Source organism: Streptomyces sp. NPDC048018 (genome assembly GCF_043202995.1).
Classification (GTDB): Bacteria; Actinomycetota; Actinomycetes; order Streptomycetales; family Streptomycetaceae; genus Streptomyces.
In genome coordinates this window covers 446,284-470,268 of sequence record NZ_JBIDBK010000006.1, presented here as the reverse complement: position 1 = coordinate 470,268, position 23,985 = coordinate 446,284, and the positions used below count along the sequence as shown (strand labels likewise).

Genomic DNA, 23,985 nt, shown 5'->3' with positions numbered 1-23,985 from the left:
GGCAGGTGAGGGGTGAGGAGCCCGCCGCCGCGGGAGGCGGACCGGGGCGGGGGCCGGGCCGCCCGGCGTCACCGCCTCAGCGCAGTGCCTCCTCCAGGGTCTTCGCCAGCCCGGCGGCCTCCTCCGGGGCCAGCAGCGTGCCGTCCGGCCGGGTCACGTACAGCGTGTCGACCGCGTTGGCGCCCAGCGTGGAGACGTGGGCGCTGCGGACCCGGACCTCGGCGCCCTCCAGGGCCCGGCCGATGCGGTGGAGCAGGCCGGGCGCGTCCTGGGCGCGGACCTCCAGGACGGTGGCGAGGCGGGATTCGGCGGCGGCGACGGTGACGCGGGGCGGCGGGGCCTGGACGCCGCGCCGGCGCGGGTAGGCGGCGTCGCGTTCGGCGAGCCGGGCGCCCACGTCGAGGGAGCCGTCGAGGGCCCGCACGAGGTCGGCGCGGAGCCGGTGGGCCTCGGGCAGCGAGCCGTACTCGGCGGCGACCCGCCAGTCGAGGACGAGGACGGGTCCGTCGCCGAGCTCCAGGGGCAGGGCGATGGCCCGCAGGTCGGCGGCGCGGACGGTGAGGCGGTGCAGGGCGAGGACGCCGGCGACGGCGGGCAGGACGCCGGGCCGCTCGGGCAGGGCGACGAGGAGTTCGACGCCGACGGGCTCGGGTTCGCCGGAGCCGTCGGGGACGACCGGCTCGGTGTGCAGGGCGAGGACGGGCTCGCCGGTGCGGAGCGCCTCGATGGCGAGCCGTTCCTGCTCGGCGCTGAACGCGGCGGCCTCGGGATCGGGCAGCTCCTCCCCCGTGAGGACGCCGGCGACGCGTTTGACCAGGTCGGCGACGAGGGAGGCGCGCCAGGTGGACCAGGCGGCGGGGCCGGTGGCGAGGGCGTCGGCCTCGGTGAGGGCGTGCAGGAGTTCCAGGGCGCCGAGAGTGCCGACGGCGGCGGCGACGGACTGGACGGTGGCGGGGTCGTCGAGGTCGCGCCGGGTGGCGGTCTCGACGAGGAGCAGGTGATGGCGGACGACGGTGGCGACGACGGCGACGTCGGCGCGGTCGAAGCCGACCCGGGCGGCCATGTCGCGGGCGATGGTCTCGCCGGCGACGGAGTGGTCGCCGGGCCAGCCCTTGCCGATGTCGTGCAGGAGGGCGGCGACGAGAAGCAGGTCGGGGCGGTGGACACGGCGGGTGAGGGAGGCGGCGCGGACGGCGGTCTCGACGAGGTGCCGGTCGACGGTCCAGGTGTGGACGGGGTTGCGCTGGGGGCGGCACCGGACGCGTTCCCAGTCGGGCAGCAGCCGGGTGATGAGGCCCTCGGCCTCCAGGGCCTCCCAGACCGGGACGGTGGGCTCGCCGGCGCCGAGGAGGGTGACGAGTTCCTCGCGGGCCTCGGCGGGCCAGGGCACGGGCAGCGGCTTCGCGGCGGCGGCGAGCCGGCGGACGGCGTGCAGGGAGAGCGGCAGACCGGCCTGGGCGGCGGCCGCGGCGGCCCGCAGGGGCAGGACGGGGTCGCGTTCGGGGCGGGCGCTGAGGGCGAGGACGACCTCGCCGTCCATCTCGACGACGCCTTCGGCGAGCGGTGTGCGTTCGACGGGCGCTTTGGCGGCGCCGGAGCGGCCGAGGAGGGAGCGGAGCCGGGGCCGGGCGGAGCGGGCCCTGAGGACCCGGTTGACCTCGCGCCAGGTGACGTCGGAGGCGTACGAGACGGTGCGGGCGGCCTCGTACACCTCGCGGAGCAGGGTGTCGGCGTCGAGGAGGCCGAGTTCGGCGGCGACGGCGTCCTGTTCCTGGAGGGCGAGCCGGTCGGTGGCGCGGCCGGTGGCGAGGTGGAGGGCGTCGCGGGCGTCGAGGAGGCGGCGGCGGGCGTCGTCGAGTCCTTCGCGGGGGGCGTCGGCGAGCCAGGAGGCGGCGACGGCACGCAGGGCCTGGGCGTCCCGGAGTCCGCCGCGGGCCTCCTTGAGGTCGGGTTCGAGGAGGTACTGGAGCTCGCCGGAGCGCTCGGCGCGTTCGCGGCACAGGGCGTGGAGTTCGGGGAGCCGGCGGGGTGCCTGGTTGCGCCAGTCGGCGAGGACGGTGGTGCGCAGGCCGGCGGCGAGGCCGGTGTCGCCGGCGAGGGGCCGGGCGTCGAGGAGGCCGAGCTGGACCTTGAGGTCCTCGCCGGCCGTTCTGCGGGCCTCGGCGGCGGTGCGCACGGAGTGGTCGAGGGCGATGCCGAGGTCCCAGACGGGGTACCAGAGGCGGTCGGCCAGCGCGGCGACGGCGCCCGCGTCGGCGCTGCCGTCGTGCAGCAGGAGGAGGTCGAGGTCGCTGCGCGGGGAGAGCTCGCCGCGTCCGTAGCCGCCGACGGCCACGAGGGCCGTGCCGGGGGGCGCCCCCGCGGCCGCCCACAGGCCGGCCAGCCAGTCGTCGGTGAGCCGCGCCAGGGCGGTACGGCGCGGCGGCCCGGACCGCGCCTGCTCGGAGAGCAGGCGCAGCCGGGCCGCCGCGTAACCGCCGGGTCCCCTATCTTCCGTGTCCGTCTTCACGTCGCTCGTCACCCGGCGGCTCCTCACAAGTCGTGCGCTACAGCGCGTCCGGTCCGCGTTCGCCGGTGCGGACCCGTACGGCGGTCTCCACCGGGACGCTCCACACCTTTCCGTCACCGATCTTGCCGGTGCGGGCGGCCTTGACGACGACCTCGATGAGCTGTTCGGCGTCGTCGTCCTCCACGAGGACCTCGATGCGGATCTTGGGGACGAGGTCGACGGTGTACTCGGCGCCCCGGTAGACCTCGGTGTGGCCGCGCTGGCGGCCGTAGCCGCTGGCCTCGGTGACCGTCAGCCCGTGGACGCCGAAGGCCTGGAGCGCCTCCTTGATCTCGTCGAGCCGGTGCGGCTTCACGACCGCGGTGATGAGCTTCATGCGTCCACCTTCGTGTTCTGCGTCGGGGCGGGGGCGGCGGTGGTGCGCGGGGCGATGCCGCCGCCGGCTCCGCTGAAGTCGTACGCGGTCTCGGCGTGCTCGACCTGGTCGATGCCGGAGATCTCGTCGTCCTCGGTGACCCGCATGCCCATCGTCCTGTCGATGACGAGGGCGAGGATCGCGGAGGCGATCAGAGAGTAGGCCAGGACGGAGAAGACGCCCACCGCCTGCTTGCCGAGCTGGTCCAGGCCGCCGCCGTAGAAGAGGCCCTTGGCGTCGGACTGGACGCCGCCGGTGGCGAAGAAGCCGACGAGGAGGGAGCCGACGACACCGCCGACGAGGTGGACGCCGACGACGTCGAGGGAGTCGTCGTAGCCGAACCTGTACTTGAGGCCCACGGCCATGGCGCACAGCAGGCCGGCGACCGCGCCGATGGCGATGGCGCCGAGCGGGGAGCAGGAGCCGCCGGAGGGGGTGATGGCGACGAGGCCGGCGACCGCGCCGGAGGCGGCGCCGAGGGTGGTGAAGGAGCCGTGGCGCAGCTTCTCGTAGGCGAGCCAGGCGAGCATGGCGGCGGCGGTGGCGACCTGGGTGTTGACGAACATCACCGCGCCGACGCCGTCGTCGTTGCCGAGCCACGAGCCGGCGTTGAAGCCGAACCAGCCGAACCAGAGCAGGGCGGCGCCGAGCATGACGAGGGGGAGGCTGTGCGGGCGCATCGGGTCCTTCTTGAAGCCCACGCGCTTGCCGATGACCAGGATGACGCCGAGGGCCGCCGCGCCCGCGTTGATGTGGACGGCGGTGCCGCCGGCGAAGTCGATGACGCCCATCTCGAAGAGCCAGCCGCCGGTGCCCCAGACCCAGTGGGCCACGGGGAAGTAGACGATGCTCACCCACAGGGTGATGAAGAGGGCCCAGGCGGTGAACTTGACGCGGTCGGCGAGGGCGCCGCTGATGAGGGCCGGGGTGATGATGGCGAACATCAGCTGGAAGACGGCGAAGACGTACACCGGGATGGTGTAGCCGTCCCACAGCTCGGTGAGGCCGATGCCGCTGAGGCCGACGTATTCGGAGGACCAGCCGAAGAGCGAGCCGGTGTCGGTGCCGAAGGCGATGCTGAAGCCGTAGAGCACCCACAGGATCGTGACGATCCCGAGGCTGACGAAGCTCATCATCAGCATGTTCAGGGTGGACTTCACGCGGACCATGCCTCCGTAGAAGAAGGCGAGGCCGGGGGTCATCAGCATGACCAGGGCGGAGCAGATGAGCATGAACCCGGTGTTGGCGGAGGACAGCGTGGGCGCGTCTCCTGCCAGGGTCGTGATGGCTGATGCCATCGGCGTCTCCTCGTCGTCGGTACGGCCTGTGCGGGGCGGCGGCCGGGAGCGGCTCGGCCATGTGGGGTGGCCGGTTATGCGCCAGAGATTCGCGCAGCGCGGTTTCCGCCGATGCCGCTCGATGTTTCGCCGCAGTGACGAAGAGGCGGGGCGTGTTACGCGGCCGTGAACGGCAGGGTCACGGTGCGGTAACGGGCGTACCATCCCCGGATCACGTCCCCCGGGGCGCCGGACCGCCCCGGGAGCCCCGCCCGCGCCTCCCGGCGAGGTTCCCGCCGCGGGCACGCCAGAGGCCGCAGGGCCACCGGGACGCTGCCAGCCGGACCGCGGGGCGGACCGCGGACCGTGGCGGCGGGCGTATCAGGGGCCGCGGCACGAGGACCGGCCGCGTCGGCCGTCCGTGTGACCTTGCGGCGGGGGAGCCGATCGGGGTTTACGGGACGGCCGGCGCGGCCGGGGTCGGTGGGGCGCGGTGCGCCGGGCTCAGACGGCCTCCGCCGTCTCGGGGAGCAGGGCGGTGAGCCGGTCGGTGAGGTGGACGACCTCGGCGACGTCGCCGAAGTCGCGGGCCGCGGTGTCGACGGTCTTGCGGAGCCGGGTGTTCACCCGCTCGGAGCGCACCTTGCGGGCGATGCCGAGGGCCTTCTCCGCGAGGACGACGGACTGCTCGGGCTCGCGCTTGAGCAGGTGGACGGTGGCCATGCCGATGAGGTTGAGGGCGTAGGAGCGCTGGTGCTCGGGGTCCTTCTCGAAGAGTTCGACGGCCCGCTCCATGACGGGTTCGGCGAGCGAGGCGTAGCTCGGGGAGCGTCCGGCGACGTAGGCGAGGTCGCGGTAGGAGTGGGAGTTCTCGCCGTTGAGCTCGGCCTCGGAGAAGAAGCGGATCCAGTCGGGCTCGGGTTCGCGGTCGAGGCCGACGTCGGCGAAGGTGTCCTCGGCCATCCGCACGGCCCGCTTGCACTTGGAGGGCTGGCCCATGTTGGCGTAGGCGCGGGCCTCCATCGCATACAGCATGGCCTGGGTGCGCGGGGTGGCGCAGTCCCGACTGCCGTACTGGGCCAGGTGGATGAGTTCGAGGGCGTCGTCGGGCCGGCCGAGGTGGATCATCTGGCGGCTCATCGAGGACAGGACGTACGAGCCGAGGGGCTTGTCGCCGGCCTCCTTGGCGGCGTGCAGGGCGAGGACGAAGTACTTCTGGGCGGTCGGCTGGAGGCCCACGTCGTAGCTCATCCAGCCGGCCAGCTCGGCCAGTTCGGCGGCGCAGCGGAAGAGGCGCTGGGCGGTGGCGGAGGGCTGTGGCTCCTGGAGCAGGTCGGTGACCTCGTGGAGCTGGCCGACGACGGCCTTGCGGCGCAGTCCCCCGCCGCACTGGGCGTCCCACTGGCGGAACATGACGGTGGTGGACTCGAGCAGGTCGAGTTCGACGGCGGAGAGCCGGTGGGAGCGGCGCTCGTCGCCGGGCGCCTCGGGCGTGGCCTCGCCGACCGGGGTGGGCACCAGCCAGCGCTGCATGGGCTCGATGAGGGCGGGCCCGGCGGCGAGCTGGAGGGAGGAGCCGAGGAAGCCGCGGCGGGCGAGCATCAGGTCGCTGCGGGAGAACTCGCTGAGCAGGGAGACCGTCTGGGGGCCGGCCCAGGGCAGGTCGACGCCGGAGACGGAGGGCGACTGGTGGGCGGCGCGCAGGCCGAGGTCCTCGACGGCGACGACGGAGCCGAAGCGCTCGGAGAACAGCTCGGAGAGGATCCGCGGGATGGGCTCGCGCGGCTGTTCGCCGTCGAGCCAGCGGCGTACGCGGGAGGTGTCGGTGGAGATGTGGTGCGCGCCCATCTGGCGGGCCCGGCGGTTCACCTGGCGCGCCAGCTCGCCCTTCGACCAGCCGCTGCGCACGAACCACGAGCTCAGCTGCTCGTTCGGGCGCTTGCCGGCAGTCGAACCGTCTGCGCCGTTGCCGCCCACTGGAACGCCCCCATCCACCTGATGTCGTCTGCGCGAACCCCTGCCAGGATGCCCTGTTCCTCGGCGCCCGTCCGGTGTTTGTACTCCTTCGAACGGAAAACCGGCTTGCCTCCGGCATACCCGCGCGTGCGATGCGCCCCGGGGTTCGTGTACCGAAGGTAATCCTACGATCACCCGTCCGGGCATGGCGTTTCAAGAAACGCCACCATTCGCCACCCCTTCGAATGAACTCGCCGCGCACGGAACACGATTCACTTGACATGCGACGGATCAGGCTCGGCGAACCGGAGCGCGAAGAGGCGCGCGCCACGGTCCGCACCACCGGCCACACCACCGCACACCTCCGGCGGGATCGCACCCCACGGATGTCGCGGATCGTGACGGTGGACCTCCGTTCCGTAACCACCGGCGCGCTCGACCCGTTGGAGGGGGCATGGGCTTCACGATCGGCGGCATTCGCGAGATGCGGTCCGGCGCACGCCGCCGCGCACGCACCACGGAGTGCACAGCGGTGGCCGAGTACACGGGACTGTGGGGCTGGGACGTGGTCCCGGGGGCACGGGCGGTCGCCGGGCGCTGCTCCTGCGGCGATCTCGGCTGTACGGCGCCGGGGGCGCATCCCCTGGCCTTCGGCGAGCCGGTCCTGGCGGGCGCGGGCCTCGACGAGGCGACCCGGGCCTGGTCACGCCTGCCGGGAGCCGCGGTGCTGCTGCCGGTCGGCCGGTCCTTCGACGTCATCGAGGTCGCCGAGGCGGCGGGCCGCCGCGCGCTGGTCCGGCTGGAGCGCATGGGCCTGCCGCTGGGCCCGGTGTGCGCGACGCCGACGGGCCGGGCGCAGTTCTTCGTGGCCCCGGGCGCGGCGGCGGAGCTGCCGCGGCTGCTCTACCGGATGGGCTGGGACGACGCCGATCTGGACCTGCACTGCCTGGGCGCGGGCGGGCACATCACCGCCCCGCCCTCGGACCTGGGCGGCCTGGGCCCGGTGAGCTGGCTGCGGCCGCCGACCCTGGACACCGCCGGGGCGCCGCCGGAGGCCCGGCTGCTGCTCGGGACGCTCGCCTACATCTGCCACCGCACGCACTGCTGACCGGCTCCGGTCACGGAACAGGGCCCCTGCCGTTGAGCTGCGGCAGGGGCCCTTCGCGTACGCGCCGGATGTGGGGGGTCGGGGTCCGGGTCAGTCGCCGATGAGGGCGTCGACGAAGGCGCCCGGCTCGAACGGGGCCAGGTCGTCCGGGCCCTCGCCCAGGCCGATCAGCTTGACCGGGACGCCCAGCTCGCGCTGGACGGCGATGACGATGCCGCCCTTGGCGGTGCCGTCCAGCTTGGTCAGGACGATGCCGGTGATGTCGACGACCTCGGCGAAGACGCGGGCCTGGATGAGGCCGTTCTGGCCGGTGGTGGCGTCGAGGACGAGGAGGATCTCGTCGAGCGGGCCGTGCTTCTCGACGACGCGCTTCACCTTGCCGAGCTCGTCCATGAGGCCGGTCTTGGTGTGCAGCCGGCCGGCGGTGTCGATGAGGACGACGTCGGCCTTCTCGGCGATGCCCTCCTTGACCGCGTCGAAGGCGATCGACGCGGGGTCGCCGCCCTCCGGACCGCGCACGGTGCGGGCGCCGACGCGCTCGCCCCAGGTCTGGAGCTGGTCGGCGGCGGCGGCACGGAAGGTGTCCGCCGCGCCGAGGACGACGGACTTGCCGTCGGCGACGAGCACGCGGGCGAGCTTGCCGGTGGTGGTGGTCTTGCCGGTGCCGTTGACGCCGACGACCATGACGACGCCCGGGGTGTCCTCGGGGCTCTCGGTCCTCACCGAGCGGTCGAAGTCGGGGCCGAGGAGGGCGACGAGCTCCTCGCGGAGCAGGCCGCGCAGCTCGTCGGGGGTGCGGGTGCCGAGCACCTTGACGCGCTCGCGCAGCCGCTCGACCAGTTCCTGGGTGGGGGCGACGCCGACGTCGGCGGTGAGGAGGGTGTCCTCGATCTCCTCCCAGGTGTCCTCGTCGAGGTGCTCGCGGGACAGGAGCGTGAGCAGCCCCTTGCCGAGCGAGTTCTGGGAGCGGGCGAGCCGGGCCCGGAGCCGTACGAGACGGCCGGCGGTCGGTTCGGGCACCTCGATCGCGGGGGCCGGCGGCGCCTCGACCACCGGGTCCTCGACCGCGGCCGGGGTCTCCACGGCCTCGGTGGCGGTGGGGAGCTCGACCTCCTCGACGGTGCGGCGTGGTTCTTCCCGCGGTGTCTCCGCCTCGTCGCCGACGTGCGGTTCGGCGGGCGGAGCGGTGATGGTCGGCGTGGTGGACGGCGGCTCGGCCGGCGGCAGCTGCTTCTTCTTGCGACCGCTGATCACGAGGCCGCTGGTCACGGCGACCGCGACGACCAGAGCGATGACTACAGCAAGGATGAGTTCCATAACCCGTCCAGTATCGGCCACGAGGCGCCGGGGGCGGAGCAGCTCGCGCGGAGGCGGGCGGCGTTGCACGTAAAGTGGTCGCTTCCCCCCATCTGTACGACGGAGTACCCCTATGTCCCACGCGTCCGAGACCGAAGGCGCGCCGGGCGGCGGCACGCTGGAGAGCCGCGGCCTCGAACCCGTTCCCGACGCCGAGCGGACCGGCCGGGTCCGGGAGCTGTTCCCGACCTGGGTCGCGGCCAACATCAGCGTGCTGCTGCTCACGATGGGCGCCGGGCTGATCGTCTTCAACGGCCTGAACTTCTGGCAGGTGCTGGTGGTGGCGGTGGCCGCGCCGGTGCTGTCGTACGGGATCGTCGGTCTGGTCTCGCTCGCCGGGAAGCGGGGCGGGGCGCCGGGCATGGCCCTGTCGCGGGCCGTCTTCGGCCAGCGAGGAAACCTTTTTCCCGGCGCGCTGATCTGGGTGGCGCGCTGGGGCTGGGAGACCGTGAACGCGGTCACCGGCGCGTACGCGGTGCTGACGGTCCTCGACCTGCTCTTCGGCGTGAGGTCGAACACGTTCCTGATCGTGGTGACACTGCTGGCGTTCGTGTCCTGCACGTTCCTGGTGTCCGGGCTCGGGATCAACGCGCTGCGGGTGTGCAGCACGTGGTCGACGTATCTCTTCGGCGCCTTCTCCGTGCTGGTCCTCGGCCATCTGGTGGCGGACACCGACTGGTCGGCGGTCTTCGTCGAGCCGGCCGGCTCGACGGAGATGCTGGTGGCCGGCATCGGCACCGTCGCCGCGGGCGGGATCAGCTGGGTGCCGTCGGGCCCGGACTTCACGCGCTACCTGCCGCGTACCGCCTCGTCGAAGGCCGTGGTCGGCTCGACGGTCGGCGGCGCGGGGATCGTCGTGCTGCCGATGGTGCTGATGGGCGCGGTGATGGCGGTCTCGACGCCGGACCTGGCCTCGGCGCAGGACCCGGTCTCCTTCATCGGCGAACTGCTGCCGAGGTGGATCTCGGTGCCGTACCTGGTGATCGCGCTGATCGGGATGCTGCTGATCAACTCGATGTCGATGTACTCGGCCGGCTTCACGGCGCAGACCCTGGGCATCAGGGTGCCGCGAGCCGCTGCGGTCAGCGTGAACGCGGTGATCAGCCTGGTCTTCGGCTTCCTGCTGATGGTGGTGGCGACCAGCTTCATCGGCTCGTTCATCTCCTTCCTGACGCTGCTCGCGGTGGCGTTCTCGGCGTGGATCGGCGTCTTCGGCGTGGACATGCTGCGCCGCGGGACGTACGACGCGGAGGCGCTGATGGACACCACCCGCACCAGCGCGTACTGGTACCGGGGCGGTTTCGCCTGGCAGGCGATGACGGCCTGGGGCGTGGCGCTGGCGACGGGCCTGCTCTTCACCCGGGTCGACTGGTTCGCCGGCCCGCTGGCCTCGTCCTGGACCGGACGGAACGGGCTCGGCTGGGCGGCCACGATCGTGGTGGCGGGCGTGCTGTACGCGGTGCTGCCCCGGGACCGCGCACGCCGGGCGCCGGCGGCCGTGGCGGGCGAGAGCGCCGAAGCGCGCGAGACCGTTTCCATCTGACGCCACGTCAGCTACCGTCCCCCTCCACGAGCACCCGTGGAGGGGGACTTCCCATGCCGTTCACCGTCGTCCGCTTCAACCTCGTCGCCCCGCACGCGGACCCCGTCTCCCTCTCGGCGCGCTATCGCGCCGCCGTCGAGATGGCGGCCCACGCCGACGCACACGGCGTCGACACCGTGCAGACCGAGGAGCACCACGGCGCCGCCAACAACTGGCTCCCCTCCCCCTTCGCCTTCGCGGGTGCGGTGTTCGGGGCGACCCGGAGGATCGCGGTGACCGTCTCCGCGATCATCGGCCCGCTGTACGACCCGCTGCGGCTCGCCGAGGAGATCGCGGTCCTCGACCTGCTGAGCGGCGGGCGCCTCGTGACGGTCGCGGGGATCGGCTACCGGCCGGAGGAGTACGAGGAGCGCGGCGTCGACTGGGGCCGCCGCGGCAGGCTCCAGGACGTGCTCCTGGAGACGCTGCTCGCGGCCTGGTCCGGCGAGCCCTTCACGTACCAGGGCCGCACGGTGCGGATCACCCCGCGGCCGCTCACCCGGCCGCACCCGCTGCTGCTGGTCGGCGGCTCGTCGAAGGCGGCGGCCCGGCGGGCGGCCCGGCTGGGCCTGCCGCTCTTCCCGAGCGCGCACCTGCCGGAGCTGGAGACGTACTACCAGGAGCAGTGCGCCGCGTACGGCACCGAGGGCTGGACGATGATGCCGGCCCGTGAGACCCCGCTGCTGCACGTGGCGGAGGACCCGGACCGGACCTGGGCGGAGTACGGCGAGCACTTCCTGCACGAGGCGCGGACCTATGCGTCCTGGCAGTCGAAGGACATCCGCTCGGCGGTGCGCTCGACGGCGGCGACGGTGCCGGAACTGCGCGCGGAGGGCGTCTACCGGGTGGTGACGCCGGAGGAGTGCGTGGCACTGGGCGGGGAGCTCGACAGCCTGGTGCTGCACCCCCTGTGCGGCGGCATGCCGGTCGAGGAGGGCTGGCGGAGCGTGCGCCTGTTCTGCGACGCCGTACTGCCCCGGCTCCGGGCGTGAGCCGTCCGCCCGCCGGTGGACGGGCCCGGGACCGGCAGGTCAGGGGCGGAGGCCGGGGGTGACGGGCAGCGCGCCGACGGGCAGCGCGCCGACGGGGCGACGGGGCGACGGGGCGACGGGCAGGGTGGGCACCGGACGGGAGGGGGCCGGGCCGGCGGGCGTGGCCGGCGGCCCGGACGCCGACTGCCCCGGTCCGTGGCATGGGGCCGCGGACCGGGGCAGGGTGGTGCGTGAGGAGCGGGGCAGCGGGGATTAGCCCATCTCCTCCAACGCCTTGCCCTTGGTCTCCTTGACGTAGCGCAGTACGAAGGGGATCGAGAGCACGGCGAAGACCGTGTAGATCACGTAGGTGCCGGAGAGGTTCCAGTCCGCGAGGGACGGGAAGCTGGCGGTGATGGCCCAGTTGGCGATCCACTGGGCGGAGGCGGCGACGCCGAGGGCGGCGGCGCGGATGCGGTTGGGGAACATCTCGCCGAGGAAGACCCAGACGACCACGCCCCACGAGAGGGCGAAGAAGAGCACGAAGACGTGGGCGGCGACGAGCGCCACGACGCCCTGCGTGGTGGGCAGCTTGCCGTCGACGAGGTCGGCGGAGAAGGCCCAGGCCTCGACGGCGAGGGCGATCGCCATGCCGACGGAGCCGACGAGGGCGAGCGGCTTGCGGCCGACCCGGTCGACCAGGACCATCGCGATCACGGTGCCGACGATGTTGATGATCGACGTGGTGAAGGAGTAGAGGAACGAGCTCGACGGGTCGATGCCGACGGACTGCCACAGCGTCGCGGAGTAGTAGAAGGCGACGTTGATGCCGACGAGCTGCTGGAAGACGGACAGGCCGATGCCGACCCAGACGATCGGCAGCAGCTTGAACCTGCTGCCGGAGACCAGCAGGTCCCGGAAGGTGGACTTGTGCTCGCGGCGCATGGCCCGGTCGATCTCGTCGACCCGGTGGTCCAGGTCGACGCCGCGTCCCTCGACCTCGGCGAGCACCTCCTTGGCCTTGTCGATGCGGCCGACGGAGATGAGGAAGCGCGGCGACTCGGGGATAGCGAAGGAGAGCAGACCGTAGAGGAGGGCCGGTACGACCATCACGCCGAGCATCCACTGCCAGGCCTCCAGGCCGCCGATCTCGCCGCGCTGCTCGCCGTCGGCGAGCTGCAGGATGCCGTAGTTGACCAGCTGGGAGATGGCGATGCCGATGACGATGGCGGCCTGCTGGAAGGAGCCGAGCCGGCCGCGGTACGCGGCGGGGGCGACCTCGGCGATGTAGGCGGGGCCGATCACGGACGCCATGCCGATGGCGAAGCCGCCGACGATCCGCCAGAAGGCCAGGTCCCAGAGGGCGAAGGGCAGCGCGGAGCCGACGGCGCTGACGGCGAAGAGCGCGGCGGAGATCTGCATGCAGCGGATGCGCCCGATGCGGTCGGCGATCCGGCCCGCGGTGGCGGCGCCGATGGCGCAGCCGATCAGCGCGATGGCGATGACCTGGGCGAGGGCGGCGGAGCCGATGTCGTAGCGGTCGCGGATGGCCTCGACGGCGCCGTTGATGACGGAACTGTCGTAGCCGAAGAGGAAGCCGCCCATCGCGGCCGAGGCCGTGATGAAGATGACGTGTCCGATGTGGTCCGGGTGGGCCGAACGGCCTTCGGACGGAGGCGGAGAGGGCGCCTGCGCGGTGCTGGTCACGGGTGACTCCTCGGGGCTCCGGCAGCATCGCCGGTGCGTGCGGTGGGGGGCGAGCCCTTCAAGTGGCGCACAACTTCACGCCGCCCACCACTTGAAGGTAAAAGCAACGTTGCAGAGACTATTCCTTCAGGTTTCGAAGTCAAGACCTGATGTCGTATGACTTGAAACGCACTACGAGTCAGCTTGCGTTCAAAGCTTGAAGCAATGTGCAGGTGATCTTGCGGGTCGGGCGGTCAGCGGAGCCTTTGGCTGATGACTTTCGATACCCCGTCGCCCTGCATCGACACCCCGTAGAGCGCGTCGGCGACTTCCATCGTCCGCTTCTGGTGCGTGATCACGATCAGCTGCGAGGACTCCTGGAGCTCCTGCATGATCCGGATCAGCCGCTGCAGGTTGGTGTCGTCGAGCGCCGCCTCGACCTCGTCCATCACGTAGAACGGGCTGGGCCGCGCCTTGAAGATGGAGACCAGCAGCGCCACGGCCGTCAGCGAGCGCTCGCCGCCCGAGAGCAGCGAGAGCCGCTTGACCTTCTTGCCCGGCGGGCGGGCCTCCACGTCGACGCCGGTGGTGAGCATGTTCTCCGGGTCGGTGAGCACGAGTCTCCCCTCGCCGCCCGGGAAGAGCCGCGAGAACACCCCCTCGAACTCGCGGGCCGTGTCCCGGTACGCCTCGGTGAAGACCTGCTCGACCCGCAGGTCCACCTCCTTCACGACCTGAAGGAGGTCGGCCCGGGTCTTCTTCAGGTCCTCCAGCTGCTCGGAGAGGAACTGGTGGCGCTCCTCCAGGGCCGCGAACTCCTCCAGGGCGAGCGGATTGACCTTGCCGAGCTGCTGGTACGCCCGTTCGGCGGATCTGAGCCGCTTCTCCTGCTCCGAACGGACGAAGGGGCGCGGCTGGTTGCGCGGGTGCTCCGGGTCCTCGGGTAGCTCCTCGCCCTCGGCCGGCGGCGAGGGCGGGACGAGCTGGTGCGGGCCGTACTCCTCGACCAGTGCGGCCGGTTCCACCCCCAGCTCCTCCAGGGAGCGGGCCTCCAGCTGTTCGATCCGCAGCCGCTTCTCGGCGCCCAGGACCTCGCCCCGGTGCACCGAGTCGGTGAGCTTGTCCAGGTCCGCCTTCAGCTCGCGGCCCCGGGCGCGGGCGGCGTTCAGGCCCTGCTCGCGGGCCCCCTTGGCCGCCTCGGCGAGGGCGCGTTCCCGCTCGGCGCGGACCAGGGACACCTCGACGTGGGCGAGCAGCTGACGGGCGCCGGACGCGACGGCGGCGGCGACCTCGGCCTCGTGGCGCAGTCGGGCCCGGCGCTGCTCGGCGCGGGCCCTGGCCTCGCGTTCGGCGCGGGCTGCCCGGTCGAGCGAGTCGGCCCGGCCGGCCAGGCCCTTCACCCGCTCCTCGTGGGTACGGACCTGGAGCCGGGCCTCCATCTCGGTCTGGCGCGCGTTGGAGCCGTCGATCGCGAGGCGGTCGCGCGTCGACGTGTCGGGCTCCTCGTCCCCGCCGTCCCCCGGCGGGGCGGACTCCTCGACGACGAGCAGCCGCTCGGCCAGCTCCTCCGCCTCGGCGAGCGCCTTCTCCAGGGCCTCCGCGGCGCGGGCGGCCGCGGCGGCGGTGCGTTCGGCCTCCCCCGCCGCTCCCCTGGCCTGCCCGGCGAGCCGGCCGAGCCGCTGGGCGACCGCGGACTTCTCCCGGTCGGCCGTCCGGCGCCGTTCGGTCAGCTCCTCGACGAGCCGCGCCGCCTCCCCACGCCGCTCGGCCGCCGCCTCCCTGGCGGTCTCCAGCAGCCCGCACCGCACTTCGAGCTCGGCCAGCTCGGCCGCCGCCTCGTCCACCGAGGCCTGCACCTCGAGGAGGCTCGGCGCCCCGGCGGAACCACCCTGAGCGAAGTGCGCGCCGAGCAGGTCGCCTTCGGCGGTGACGGCCGTCAGTCCGGGCTGGGAGCGCACCACCTCGACGGCCTCGTCGAGCCCGGCCACGACCACCGTGCCCCGGAGCAACCGGCCTACGGCGCCCATGAGTTCGGCCGGTCCGGTGACCAGGGACGCGGCGGGGACGGCGCCGGCCACGGCGGGCGGACCGGCTTCCTCCTCCGGCACGCCCGCCAGCAGCAGCGACGCCCGCCCGGCGTCCTGTTTGCGCAGCAGGCGCAGGGCCTCGGCGGCGGCCGAGGGGTCCGACACGGCCAGGGCGTCGGCGGCCGCGCCCAGGGCGGCGGACACCGGGATCTCGTGGCCCGGGCTGACCGTCAGGAGTTCGGCGGCCGGGCCGAGGAGTCCCGTGAGGCCGGCGGTGAGCAGCGCGCCGGTGCCGTCCTTGCGGCGCAGGCCGAGGGCGAGGGCGTCGTGCCGGGCCCGGGTCGCGGCGCGGGCGCGGTCCGCGTCCGCGGCGGCCTCGCGGGCGGCGGCGAGGGCGGTCTCCGCGTCGGCGAGGGCGCCGCGCGCGGCCTCGTGCCGCTCCGCGAGCTCCGCGTCGTCCGCGTCCAGGCCGTCGACCTCGGCCTTCAGCTGCTCGTACTCCTCCTGCGCGGCGGCCGCCCGCTCCTGTGCCTCGTCGCGCGCGGCGGCCAGGCGGTCGATCTCTGCCTGGGCGGACGCGGCGCGCGAGCGGGCGGCGTTGACCTGTCCGTGCAGCTGGGCCAGGCCCTCGCGGCGGTCGGCGAGGGCGCGGGCGACGTCCTTGAGGCGGCGTTCCTCGACGGCGAGGGCGCGTTCCAGCTCGGCGCGGTGGGCGACCGTGTCCTCGAGGGCGCGCTCGGCCGCTTCCAGGGCCGCCTCCAGCTCGGCCTCCTGCTCGCGGATGCGGGCGGCCTCGCGCTCCATGTCCTCCGGGTCGCGGCCCCGTCGCTCCTCCGCGGGGCGGTCGGTGGCGCTCTTCACGCGCGCGTCGGCCAGCGAGACGGTGCCGCGCACCCGCTCGGCGAGCTGCGACAGTTCGTACCAGGTCTGCTGGGCGCGCTGGAGCCGGGGCGCGAGGCGGCGCACCTCGTCCTCCAGGTCGGCCTCCCTGGCGAGGGCGGACTTCAGCTCGGCCTCGGTCGCCTCCTTGCGGGCGAGCAGCGCGGCCTCGTCGGCGACCTCGGCCCTGAGCGCCTCCTTGAGGCGTACGAGGTCGTCGGAGAGCAGCCGGAGGCGGGCGTCGCGCAGGTCTGCCTGGATGACGGCGGCGCGGCGGGCGACCGCGGCCTGCCGGCCGAGGGGCTTGAGCTGTCGGCGCAGTTCGTCGGTGAGGTCCTGGACGCGCGCGAGGTTGGCCTGCATCGCGTCGAGTTTCCGCAGCGCCTTCTCCTTGCGCTTGCGGTGCTTGAGGACGCCCGCGGCCTCCTCGATGAAGGCGCGGCGGCCCATGGGGTCGGCGTGCAGGACGGAGTCGAGCTGGCCCTGCCCGACGATGACGTGCATCTCGCGGCCGATGCCGGAGTCGGACAGCAGGTCCTGGATGTCGAGCAGCCGGCAGGTGTCGCCGTTGATCTGGTACTCGCTGCTGCCACCGCGGAACATGATCCGGGTGATGGTGACCTCGGCGTAGTCGATGGGCAGCGCGCCGTCGGAGTTGTCGATCGTCAGCGACACCTCGGCACGACCGAGCGGGGGCCGCCCGGTCGTGCCGGCGAAGATGACGTCCTCCATCTTGCCGCCCCGCAGCGACTTGGCGCCCTGCTCTCCCATGACCCAGGACAGCGCGTCCACGACATTGGACTTGCCCGAGCCGTTGGGCCCGACGACGCAGGTGATTCCGGGTTCGAACCGCAACGTGGTGGCGGAGGCGAACGACTTGAAACCGCGGAGCGTCAGGGCCTTGAGATGCACGCCTGCGGACTCTACCCGGGGCCATGGGTTTCACCCATGAACGTGAAGGGCAGATCCTCCCCCGACGGACGTGGTCCACGGGGACAGGGGGACACCCGGGCAGAGAGCACGAGGCGTGGCGCAGGATGCGCAAGAGAGAAGGGACGCCGGAGCGCCCCTTGCATGTCCAGCGGTGCTGGCGAGAGTGTTTCTCACCTGGCCCCTCGGGGCTGGGACCTCAGGTGAGCGCAGGCTCCGCATTGGTGACGTCGAGATCGATGCTGTCCAGCAGCGACTCTCCCGTGTGCTGTGCGGCGGCCGCGTTGAGCGCGTCGTTCTCGGACTGGATCCGTACCAGCTCGGACTCCAGGTCCTGGACGCGCTGCTGAAGCCGTCGCATCTCGGCGAGGAGTCGCGGGTCGGAGCCGCCGACGTAACCGAGAAGCGCCTTTGCCATGATGGATGGTCCTCCACACTGAGTGACCGACCGAAGCGGTGTGGGTCGTGAGGGAATCGCACCCGCGGTGCTCGACCGTGCTCTTTGTCGTGCCCGTTCTCACGCTCGAACAGCTAAGGTGCGCGGGGCTTCCAGAGTCTCACCAAAAAGTTTGACGGTCAACACGATCACGCCCTGCATCGAGGGATCACCGGGGGGTCCGCGGCCTCACACCAGGCGGCGGTGCCTCGCAACTCGGTGCCCGAAGGGCGTTTCGATCATCCTGCCTCGCGCAGCCTGGCACGGCAAGTGCTTGTTGGCAACCACCAGGTCGTTTCCGCTTTCCCGCGCGTTCTCCGAACACCCGCCCGAGACCCGTTCGGGCGCCTCGGACGGCGTTGCGGAAGCAAGATCACGGAAGGTCCTCAGCGGATCGCGAAGGTGTCGTAGATGCCGCGCGGCGTGTCCCAGATCTCAGTGACTCCGTCCACCCGCCCGGGCGTGTCGCCGGAGCGGAGCCAGTCGAGGAGACGGTGGCAATTCTCACTCGACCCCTCGGCCACCACCTGCACCCGGCCGTCGTCGAGGTTCAGGGCGAAGCCCACGAGGCCGCCGATCTCCAGCGCATTTGCCCTGGTGAACCATCGGAAGCCCACTCCCTGTACCCGGCCGCGCACCCAGGCGGTCATCCGCACGTCGTCATTCATGGCTGCACGCTAACGGGCGGATTACGGAAGGAGCACGTCAGCCCCGCGCGTCTTCGCGTACAGTCCCGACGGAACAGGGCTCACCCGGATGGACGCGCCCTGTCCGGCAGCATCCACGAAAGCAAAGATCAGCAAAGATCGCAGTTCAGAGGTCAGGAGGCGGAGCATGGGACGCCATCGCGGCACACGACGCGGCGCACCGGTGCGCACCGGACTGCTCGGTGTCTCCGCGGCGGTCGCGGTGGGCGCGGCCGTGGTCGCCTCGGGTCTGCTGCCCGGCGGTGACACCTTCACGGTGGGCAGCACGAACACGGCCGAGCGGCACGTGGAGAAGCAGCAGGCCCCGAGCCTGACCACCCAGGGCGGCTCCTCGGCGAACCCGGCCGGCCAGGGCAGCGGACAGACCGCGGGCGGCGGCAGGGCCGTGACCCCCTCGGCCAAGCCGAAGCCGAAGCCGAAGACGACACCGAAGCCGAAGCCCTCCGCCACCAGGCCGACGCCCGAGCCGAGCCCCAAGCCCTCGAAGAAGCCGGCCCCCGAGCCGACGAGGAAGGCCCGCCCGACCGAGGCGCCGGTCACCAAGGCCCCCGCCCCCGCCCCGACCGCCGTCGTGCGCTCCGTGAGCGGCCGCGAGTCGGCGGCCGAGGCGGAGGTCGTGCGCCTGGTGAACCTGGAGCGCGCCAAGGTCGGCTGCACCGCGATCCGCCCCGACTCCGGGCTCGCCTCGCTGGCCGGCGCCTTCAGCGCGGAGATGGCGGCCCGCAACTTCTTCGACCACACCGACCCCGACGGCGCCTCCCCCTGGGACCGCGCGACGAAGGCCGGCGTCAGCGGTCTGGGCGGCGAGAACATCGCCCGCGGCCAGGTGGACGCGGCCGCGGTGATGAAGTCCTGGATGGCGAGCGACGGACACCGCGCGAACATCCTGAACTGCGACTACAAGGTGCTCGGCGTCGGCGTCCACTTCGGCGACGGCGGACCGTGGTGGACCCAGGACTTCGGTTTCTGACCGCCGCCACCGGTCGTCACGGCATACGGAAGGGCCCCGTCACCACGTCGGCGACGGGGCCCTTCCGTACGCGTGGGCCGGGCGTGGGCGTCAGGCCGCGGCCTTGCCCAGGGCGAAGGTGCGGGCGGTCAGGGCGACGCGGCGGCCGAGGTGCTCGGCGGTCGCGATGTCGGCCTTGTGGACGGCCTCCGGACCCAGGTCGCTCGGGGTCTGGGCGGCGGCGCCGGTGAAGAAGCCGAGGCGGTTGATGTCGTTCTCGGAGCCGGCACTGTGGTTCCAGCCGGGCTTCAGGCCCAGGTTGACCCAGGTCATGCCGTGCTGACCGGCCAGGGTCTGGAAGAACTGCAGGGTGTGCAGCTTGTCGCCGCTCTTCGAGCCGGAGTTGGTGAAGCCGGCCGCGAGCTTGTCGAGCCAGGCGTCGGCGAACCAGCGCTTCGAGGTGGCCTCGGCGAACTGGTGGAAGGCGCCGGAGGCGGTGCCCATGTAGGTCGGCGAGCCGAAGACGATCGCGTCGGAGGCGTCCAGGAGCTCCCACTCGGCGTCGGTGATCTCGTCGACCTTGATCAGGTGGACGGTGGCACCGGCGTCGGCGGCGCCGTTGCGGACGGCCTCGGCGATGACGGCCGTGTGGCCGTAGCCGGAGTGGTACGCGATGGAGACGACGGGCGTGGTCATGAAGAGGCTCCTCGGCGATGCGACGGAACGGCAGGGGGAACACGAGAAGTAGAGCACTAACTTTCAGAAAGCGCAAACTTGGGATAAGCGCTCACTTCTTTTCAGCGCCACGAGATCAGAGTGCACACGCCCTGACCTAGCGCAATCTCCTGGACAGCGCTGTACGCGCGTATGGTAGAAGGCATGACCGACGACCCGGACCTCGCCCGCGTCGACGCCTGTGACGCGTTCGACGTCTTCGCCAAGTCCTGCCCCTCCCGCGGCACGCTCGAGCACGTGACCGGCCGCTGGGGCAGCCTGACCCTGGGCGCGCTCCACGAAGGCAGCTTCCGCTTCAACGAACTGCGGCGGCGGGTGGACGGAGTCAGCGAGAAGATGCTGTCCCAGACCCTGCACGCACTGGAGCGCGACGGACTGGTGCACCGCGAGGCGCAGCCGACCAACCCGCCGCGCGTGGACTACCGGCTCACGCCGCTGGGTTCGGAGGTCGCCGAGCAGCTGCTCACGCTGATCCGCCTGGTCGAGGGCCGCATGCCGCAGGTGCTCGCCGCCCGCGCGGGCTATGACGCGGAGCGGGAGGCGCTCACGCCGTGAGGCGCGGCGGGCGCTGGCAGCGCGGGCAGAAGTAGCTGGAGCGGTTCATCCACGGGCGCCGGCGCATCGGCGTACCGCAGCGGTGGCACGGCTCGCCCTCCCGCCCGTAGGCGTCGAGCGAGCGGTCGAAGTACCCCGACTCGCCGTTCACGTTGACGTACAGCGAGTCGAAGCTGGTGCCGCCGACCGCGAGCGCCGCGTTCATCACGTCCCGCACGTGCCCGAGCAGCTCGGCCGAGCGCGGCCTGGCCAGCGTGGCGGTGGGCCGGTCGTAGTGCAGCCTCGCCCGCCACAGCGCCTCGTCGGCGTAGATGTTGCCGACCCCGCTGATCAGCGACTGGTCGAGCAGCGCCCGCTTGATCGTCGTACGGCGCAGCCGCAGCGCGCGGTGGAACGCGGCGTCGTCGAAGACGGGGTCCAGGGGGTCGCGCGCGATGTGGGCGATGACGTCCGGGAGCCCGTCGGTGCTGTCCGGGGCGGTGTCGTGCAGCGAGAGCCCGCCGAAGGTCCGCTGGTCGACGAAGCGCAGCTCGGTGCCCTGGGAATCGTCGAAGCGGACCCTGATCCGCAGGTGCTTCTCGTCCGGGGCGTCCTCGGGCTGCACGAGGAGCTGGCCACTCATGCCCAGGTGCCCGAGCACGGAGGCGCCGCCGTCGGCGAGCGGCAGCCACAGGTACTTGCCGCGCCGCCGGGCCGTCCCGAAGCGATGGCCCTTCAGCCGGGCCGCGAAGTCCGCCCCGCCCTCCGGGTGACGGCGCACCGCCCGCGGGTGCAGGACCTCGACCTCGGCGACGGTCCGCCCCGCGACCCACCGCTCAAGACCGCGTCGGACGACCTCGACCTCGGGCAGCTCGGGCACGGGACTCCTCCGGACGGAACGCTGGGCGGCTTCTGCAGGCAGCCTACCGCCGCCCCCGGACACGCCGGTGCCCCCGTCCCTGGGGGACGGGGGCACCGCGCGAAGAAGGACCGCGAAGGGATCGCGGAGGGGTCAGACCGAAGCCTGGTCCCCGGTGGAACCGCCGGAAGAGGGGTCGGCGACCTCTTCCTCGGCCGCGGCCTTCGCCGCGGCCGCCGCACGCTCGTCCGCCGCCGCGCGAATCGCGCGCCATGCGGACTCCGCCGCCTGCTGCTCCGCCTCCTTCTTGCTGCGGCCGGTGCCGGTGCCGTACGAGACACCACCGACGCGGGCAGCAGCAGTGAAGGTCTTCTCGTGGTCCGGACCCTCCTCGCTGACGAGGTACTCCGGAACGCCCAGGCCCTCGGCCGCGGTCAGCTCCTGGAGACTGGTCTTCCAGTCCAGGCCGGCGCCGAGGTTCGAGGACTTCTCGATCAGCGGGTCGAAGAGCCGGTGCACCAGCTCGGACGCCGCGTCGAGGCCCTGGTCGAGATAGACCGCGCCGATCACCGCTTCAAGGGTGTCGGCGAGGATGGACGCCTTGTCCCGGCCGCCCGTGCCTTCCTCGCCCCGGCCGAGCCGGATGAAGGAGCCCAGGTCGAGGCCGCGCCCCACCTCGGCAAGCGCACGCGAGTTGACCACCGCGGCCCGCAGCTTGGCCAGCTGGCCCTCGGGCAGGTCGGGGTGGGTGCGGTAGAGCGTGTCCGTGACCACCAGGCCGAGCACGGAGTCCCCGAGGAACTCCAGACGCTCGTTGGTGGGCAGACCGCCGTTCTCGTACGCGTAGGAACGGTGGGTCAGCGCACGCACCAGAAGGGCGGACTCGAGCTGATACCCGAGCCGCCCTTCCAGAAGCGTGTGGGACGAGGCCGAATTGACGTGGTCAGACATCGTGCCTCTCACCGGCCCCTCAGACGGAGAGGACCTGGCGCTTGTTGTAGGTGCCGCAGCTCGGGCACGCGATGTGCTGCAGCTTCGGCTCCTGGCAACGCTCGCACGAAACCAGGGTGGGGACCGCAGCCTTCCACTGCGACCGGCGGTGGCGCGTGTTGCTGCGCGACATCTTCCGCTTCGGAACAGCCACGGCTACTTCTCCTGCTTCTCGTCGACACCGGATGCGGCATCGCTCATGTTGTCCTTCTCGTCGGTTCCCAGCGAACCGTCGAGTCCCTGCAGTGCCGCCCAACGGATGTCGACGGCGTCATGGTGGTGGTCCGGGTGGTCGTTCAGGTTGATTCCGCATGCGGAACACAGACCTTCACAGTCCTCCCGGCACACCGGCTGCATGGGCAGTGCGAGCACCACCGCATCGCGCAGCACGGGCTCGAGGTCGAACATGCCGTCCTCGAGGGGGGTCATGTCCTCGTCGTCCTCGGCTTCGTCGCCCGCGGCCGCCTTGGAGCGGCCCCGGTCGTCGGAGTCGGGGTACGAGAACATCTCCTGGAAGTCCGCGTCGAGCTCCAGCTCGACGGACTCCAGACACCTTACGCACTCCCCCTCGGCCGACGCACGGGCGGTGCCTGTGACAAGCACCCCTTCCATGACCGACTCGAGACGGAGATCGATTTCCACCGGCTCGCCCTCGGGCACTCCGATGACGTCGGCGATCCCCAGATCCCGGGGGGCGTCGACGGTGCGGGAGATCCGCTGCATGGCACCAGGACGCCGCCCCAGCTCGTGCGTGTCGAACACGAGGGGGTTGCGATGGTCGAGGCGCGTACTCAGGGCTCTTCCTGCTTTCGGGTCGTTCACAGCGGTGGGGGGCTGCCACGTCCACTCCGAAGACGAAGCAGGGCAGCGTGGATCGCGGGGCATACGCGCGACCGAAGAGCCAGGATACTGGACGCTTCGCTCAGGGCCCAATCAGGGTCATCGCCCCTGCTCGTAGCGGCGCAGCTGCTCCAGGTCGATCATGCTCGTGTCGAAGAAGCTGGTCTCGTCGAGGGCAGCCGCCTGCGGCTGGGCCTGGGGCTGCTGCTGGTAGCCGTACGGGTCGGCCGGCTGCGCGTCGTACGGCGCGGCATAGCCCGCCCCCGCGGGGGTGCCGGCGACGGAGTACGGGTCCTGCTGCTGGTAGGCGTACGGGTCCTGCACGGGCTGCTGGTAGGCGTACGGGTCCTGGGCCGGCTGCTGGTAGGCGTAGGGGTCGGCGGCGGGCTGCTGCGGGACGGCCTGCTGCGCCGGGATCTGCACCGGCTCGGGGTCGGCCAGCTCCGCGAGGCCGGCCAGGTAGTCGGCGTCGCTGGTGTGCCGCGGGCTGCCGGCCGCGTCCTGGGCGGCCATGTGCTCGCCGAGGGCGTCGCTGGCGATCCGGCCGTGCAGCTTCTGCCGGCCGCGGCCCACCGCCTCCAGGGTCTTGCTCAGGACCGCCTCGAAGGCGCCCAGCTTGGTGTCCACGTAGCCGTCGGCCCGCTGGATCAGGGTCTGCGGGTCCGCGCTGTACTCGGGGGCGTCCTCGTCGCCGAAGCCGTCGGCGTCGAGTCCGGGGCCCCGGCCGAGCAGCTTCTCGCGGCCGCGGTCGACGGAGGCGATGGTCTTGTTGAGCACGACCTCGAAGTTGGCCAGCTTGGAGTCGACGTAGTCGTCGGCCTCCGCGCGGATCTCCTCGGCCTCGCGGCGGGCCTCGGACAGGATGCGCTCGGCCTCGTCCTGGGACTGGCGGGCGACCTGGCTGTCGGACACGATCGAGCCGCGCTCGGCGTGGGCGGCCTCGATGATCCGCTCCGCCTCCTGGCGGGCCTGCTCGACCATCAGCTCACGCCCGCCGAGCAGCTCCTGGGCCTGTGCGAGGGAGCCCGGCAGGGCCTCGCGGACCTCTTCGAGCAGGGAAAGCAGCTCGGCCCGGTTGACCACGCAGGACGCCGACATGGGCATGGAGCAGGCATTGCGGACCGTCGCGACGATCTCGTCGAGCTTCTTCTGCACGTCCACCGGTGCTCGCCACTCTCTACAGCTGGATGGAGACGGACGGGACGACTGTAAGGCCACTCGGGCCCTGTCCGGGAGCTG

Annotated in this window: 20 protein-coding genes; 5 read left to right on the top strand and 15 right to left on the bottom strand. The window is 72.5% G+C overall.

What is annotated here, in order from left to right; translation table 11 throughout:
* Positions 1-76: 76 nt before the first annotated feature.
* The 4 genes from ACGF1Z_RS25285 to ACGF1Z_RS25270 all read right to left on the bottom strand — a co-directional run bounded on the left by ACGF1Z_RS25285 (position 77) and on the right by ACGF1Z_RS25270 (position 6,178).
* Complete coding sequence (locus tag ACGF1Z_RS25285; RefSeq protein WP_393007633.1) at positions 77-2,521, bottom strand: [protein-PII] uridylyltransferase; 2,445 nt, start codon at positions 2,519-2,521, stop codon at positions 77-79.
* A 25-nt stretch (positions 2,522-2,546) separates the two neighbouring features.
* Positions 2,547-2,885 (bottom strand): P-II family nitrogen regulator, encoded by a 339-nt coding sequence (locus tag ACGF1Z_RS25280; RefSeq protein WP_128977495.1) that lies wholly within the window; start codon positions 2,883-2,885, stop codon positions 2,547-2,549.
* Entirely contained in the window at positions 2,882-4,222 is a 1,341-nt protein-coding gene (locus ACGF1Z_RS25275) for an ammonium transporter (protein WP_393007631.1), read from the bottom strand. Before ACGF1Z_RS25275 ends, ACGF1Z_RS25280 begins: the two co-directional genes overlap by 4 nt.
* Before the next feature lie 483 nt (positions 4,223-4,705).
* A complete protein-coding gene (locus tag ACGF1Z_RS25270) occupies positions 4,706-6,178 on the bottom strand; it encodes a hypothetical protein (RefSeq protein ID WP_393007629.1) in 1,473 nt (490 codons plus the stop codon).
* A 433-nt stretch (positions 6,179-6,611) separates the two neighbouring features.
* On the opposite strand from ACGF1Z_RS25270, the gene ACGF1Z_RS25265 reads away from it, so the two are divergent.
* Positions 6,612-7,265, top strand: coding sequence for a bifunctional DNA primase/polymerase (locus tag ACGF1Z_RS25265; protein ID WP_393007627.1), 654 nt, complete (start codon positions 6,612-6,614; stop codon positions 7,263-7,265).
* Between the two features lie 90 nt (positions 7,266-7,355).
* Here the strand turns inward: ACGF1Z_RS25265 and ftsY are convergent, their stop codons facing one another.
* Complete coding sequence (ftsY, locus tag ACGF1Z_RS25260; protein WP_393007625.1) at positions 7,356-8,582, bottom strand: signal recognition particle-docking protein FtsY; 1,227 nt, start codon at positions 8,580-8,582, stop codon at positions 7,356-7,358.
* Between the two features lie 112 nt (positions 8,583-8,694).
* On the opposite strand from ftsY, the gene ACGF1Z_RS25255 reads away from it, so the two are divergent.
* Both ACGF1Z_RS25255 and ACGF1Z_RS25250 read left to right on the top strand, forming a co-directional pair.
* The gene (locus tag ACGF1Z_RS25255; protein WP_393007623.1) at positions 8,695-10,164 is read left to right on the top strand and encodes a cytosine permease; all 1,470 of its coding nucleotides are present in this window, start codon (positions 8,695-8,697) and stop codon (positions 10,162-10,164) included.
* A gap of 53 nt (positions 10,165-10,217) precedes the next feature.
* On the top strand, positions 10,218-11,195 hold the full coding sequence (locus ACGF1Z_RS25250; protein ID WP_393007621.1) for an LLM class flavin-dependent oxidoreductase: 978 nt from the start codon (positions 10,218-10,220) through the stop codon (positions 11,193-11,195).
* 252 nt (positions 11,196-11,447) lie between these two features.
* On the opposite strand, the gene ACGF1Z_RS25245 is transcribed toward ACGF1Z_RS25250, so the two are convergent.
* From ACGF1Z_RS25245 to ACGF1Z_RS25230, 4 genes are all read right to left on the bottom strand, one after another.
* Complete coding sequence (locus ACGF1Z_RS25245) at positions 11,448-12,881, bottom strand: sugar porter family MFS transporter (protein WP_393007619.1); 1,434 nt, start codon at positions 12,879-12,881, stop codon at positions 11,448-11,450.
* 233 nt (positions 12,882-13,114) lie between these two features.
* The gene (gene smc / locus ACGF1Z_RS25240; protein ID WP_393007617.1) at positions 13,115-16,678 is read right to left on the bottom strand and encodes a chromosome segregation protein SMC; all 3,564 of its coding nucleotides are present in this window, start codon (positions 16,676-16,678) and stop codon (positions 13,115-13,117) included.
* A gap of 217 nt (positions 16,679-16,895) precedes the next feature.
* Positions 16,896-17,114, bottom strand: coding sequence for a hypothetical protein (locus ACGF1Z_RS25235; protein ID WP_393007615.1), 219 nt, complete (start codon positions 17,112-17,114; stop codon positions 16,896-16,898).
* Positions 17,115-17,518: 404 nt separating this feature from the next.
* Positions 17,519-17,800 (bottom strand): acylphosphatase, encoded by a 282-nt coding sequence (locus tag ACGF1Z_RS25230; protein ID WP_393007613.1) that lies wholly within the window; start codon positions 17,798-17,800, stop codon positions 17,519-17,521.
* A 166-nt stretch (positions 17,801-17,966) separates the two neighbouring features.
* Between ACGF1Z_RS25230 and ACGF1Z_RS25225 the strand changes: the two genes are divergently transcribed.
* The gene (locus tag ACGF1Z_RS25225) at positions 17,967-18,809 is read left to right on the top strand and encodes a CAP domain-containing protein (protein ID WP_393007611.1); all 843 of its coding nucleotides are present in this window, start codon (positions 17,967-17,969) and stop codon (positions 18,807-18,809) included.
* A 90-nt stretch (positions 18,810-18,899) separates the two neighbouring features.
* On the opposite strand, the gene ACGF1Z_RS25220 is transcribed toward ACGF1Z_RS25225, so the two are convergent.
* On the bottom strand, positions 18,900-19,484 hold the full coding sequence (locus ACGF1Z_RS25220; protein WP_376636611.1) for a flavodoxin family protein: 585 nt from the start codon (positions 19,482-19,484) through the stop codon (positions 18,900-18,902).
* A 183-nt stretch (positions 19,485-19,667) separates the two neighbouring features.
* On the opposite strand from ACGF1Z_RS25220, the gene ACGF1Z_RS25215 reads away from it, so the two are divergent.
* Complete coding sequence (locus tag ACGF1Z_RS25215) at positions 19,668-20,078, top strand: winged helix-turn-helix transcriptional regulator (protein ID WP_393007608.1); 411 nt, start codon at positions 19,668-19,670, stop codon at positions 20,076-20,078.
* Here ACGF1Z_RS25215 and mutM read toward each other — a convergent pair.
* The 5 genes from mutM to ACGF1Z_RS25190 form a co-directional block, all read right to left on the bottom strand.
* Positions 20,068-20,937 (bottom strand): bifunctional DNA-formamidopyrimidine glycosylase/DNA-(apurinic or apyrimidinic site) lyase, encoded by an 870-nt coding sequence (gene mutM, locus ACGF1Z_RS25210; protein WP_393007606.1) that lies wholly within the window; start codon positions 20,935-20,937, stop codon positions 20,068-20,070. The genes ACGF1Z_RS25215 and mutM overlap by 11 nt on opposite strands.
* A 132-nt stretch (positions 20,938-21,069) precedes the next feature.
* A complete protein-coding gene (gene rnc, locus ACGF1Z_RS25205; protein WP_393007604.1) occupies positions 21,070-21,867 on the bottom strand; it encodes a ribonuclease III in 798 nt (265 codons plus the stop codon).
* Positions 21,868-21,886: 19 nt separating this feature from the next.
* Complete coding sequence (gene rpmF / locus ACGF1Z_RS25200; RefSeq protein WP_015036448.1) at positions 21,887-22,060, bottom strand: 50S ribosomal protein L32; 174 nt, start codon at positions 22,058-22,060, stop codon at positions 21,887-21,889.
* Positions 22,061-22,062: 2 nt separating this feature from the next.
* The gene (locus ACGF1Z_RS25195) at positions 22,063-22,668 is read right to left on the bottom strand and encodes a YceD family protein (protein ID WP_393007602.1); all 606 of its coding nucleotides are present in this window, start codon (positions 22,666-22,668) and stop codon (positions 22,063-22,065) included.
* 177 nt (positions 22,669-22,845) lie between these two features.
* Positions 22,846-23,907, bottom strand: coding sequence for a cell division initiation protein (locus ACGF1Z_RS25190; protein WP_393007600.1), 1,062 nt, complete (start codon positions 23,905-23,907; stop codon positions 22,846-22,848).
* Positions 23,908-23,985: the final 78 nt, after the last annotated feature.

What these genes read in the sequence shown, in the direction of transcription:
- ACGF1Z_RS25255 (WP_393007623.1), top strand. Translation starts at nt 8,695, where the DNA reads ATGTCCCACGCGTCCGAGACCGAAGGCGCGCCGGGCGGCGGCACGCTG.
- ACGF1Z_RS25230 (WP_393007613.1), bottom strand. Translation starts at nt 17,800, where the DNA reads ATGAATGACGACGTGCGGATGACCGCCTGGGTGCGCGGCCGGGTACAG.
- ACGF1Z_RS25275 (WP_393007631.1), bottom strand. Translation starts at nt 4,222, where the DNA reads ATGGCATCAGCCATCACGACCCTGGCAGGAGACGCGCCCACGCTGTCC.
- ACGF1Z_RS25265 (WP_393007627.1), top strand. Translation starts at nt 6,612, where the DNA reads ATGGGCTTCACGATCGGCGGCATTCGCGAGATGCGGTCCGGCGCACGC.
- ACGF1Z_RS25225 (WP_393007611.1), top strand. Translation starts at nt 17,967, where the DNA reads ATGGGACGCCATCGCGGCACACGACGCGGCGCACCGGTGCGCACCGGA.
- ACGF1Z_RS25280 (WP_128977495.1), bottom strand. Translation starts at nt 2,885, where the DNA reads ATGAAGCTCATCACCGCGGTCGTGAAGCCGCACCGGCTCGACGAGATC.
- ACGF1Z_RS25215 (WP_393007608.1), top strand. Translation starts at nt 19,668, where the DNA reads ATGACCGACGACCCGGACCTCGCCCGCGTCGACGCCTGTGACGCGTTC.
- rnc (WP_393007604.1), bottom strand. Translation starts at nt 21,867, where the DNA reads ATGTCTGACCACGTCAATTCGGCCTCGTCCCACACGCTTCTGGAAGGG.
- ACGF1Z_RS25220 (WP_376636611.1), bottom strand. Translation starts at nt 19,484, where the DNA reads ATGACCACGCCCGTCGTCTCCATCGCGTACCACTCCGGCTACGGCCAC.
- ACGF1Z_RS25235 (WP_393007615.1), bottom strand. Translation starts at nt 17,114, where the DNA reads ATGGCAAAGGCGCTTCTCGGTTACGTCGGCGGCTCCGACCCGCGACTC.
- ftsY (WP_393007625.1), bottom strand. Translation starts at nt 8,582, where the DNA reads ATGGAACTCATCCTTGCTGTAGTCATCGCTCTGGTCGTCGCGGTCGCC.
- ACGF1Z_RS25250 (WP_393007621.1), top strand. Translation starts at nt 10,218, where the DNA reads ATGCCGTTCACCGTCGTCCGCTTCAACCTCGTCGCCCCGCACGCGGAC.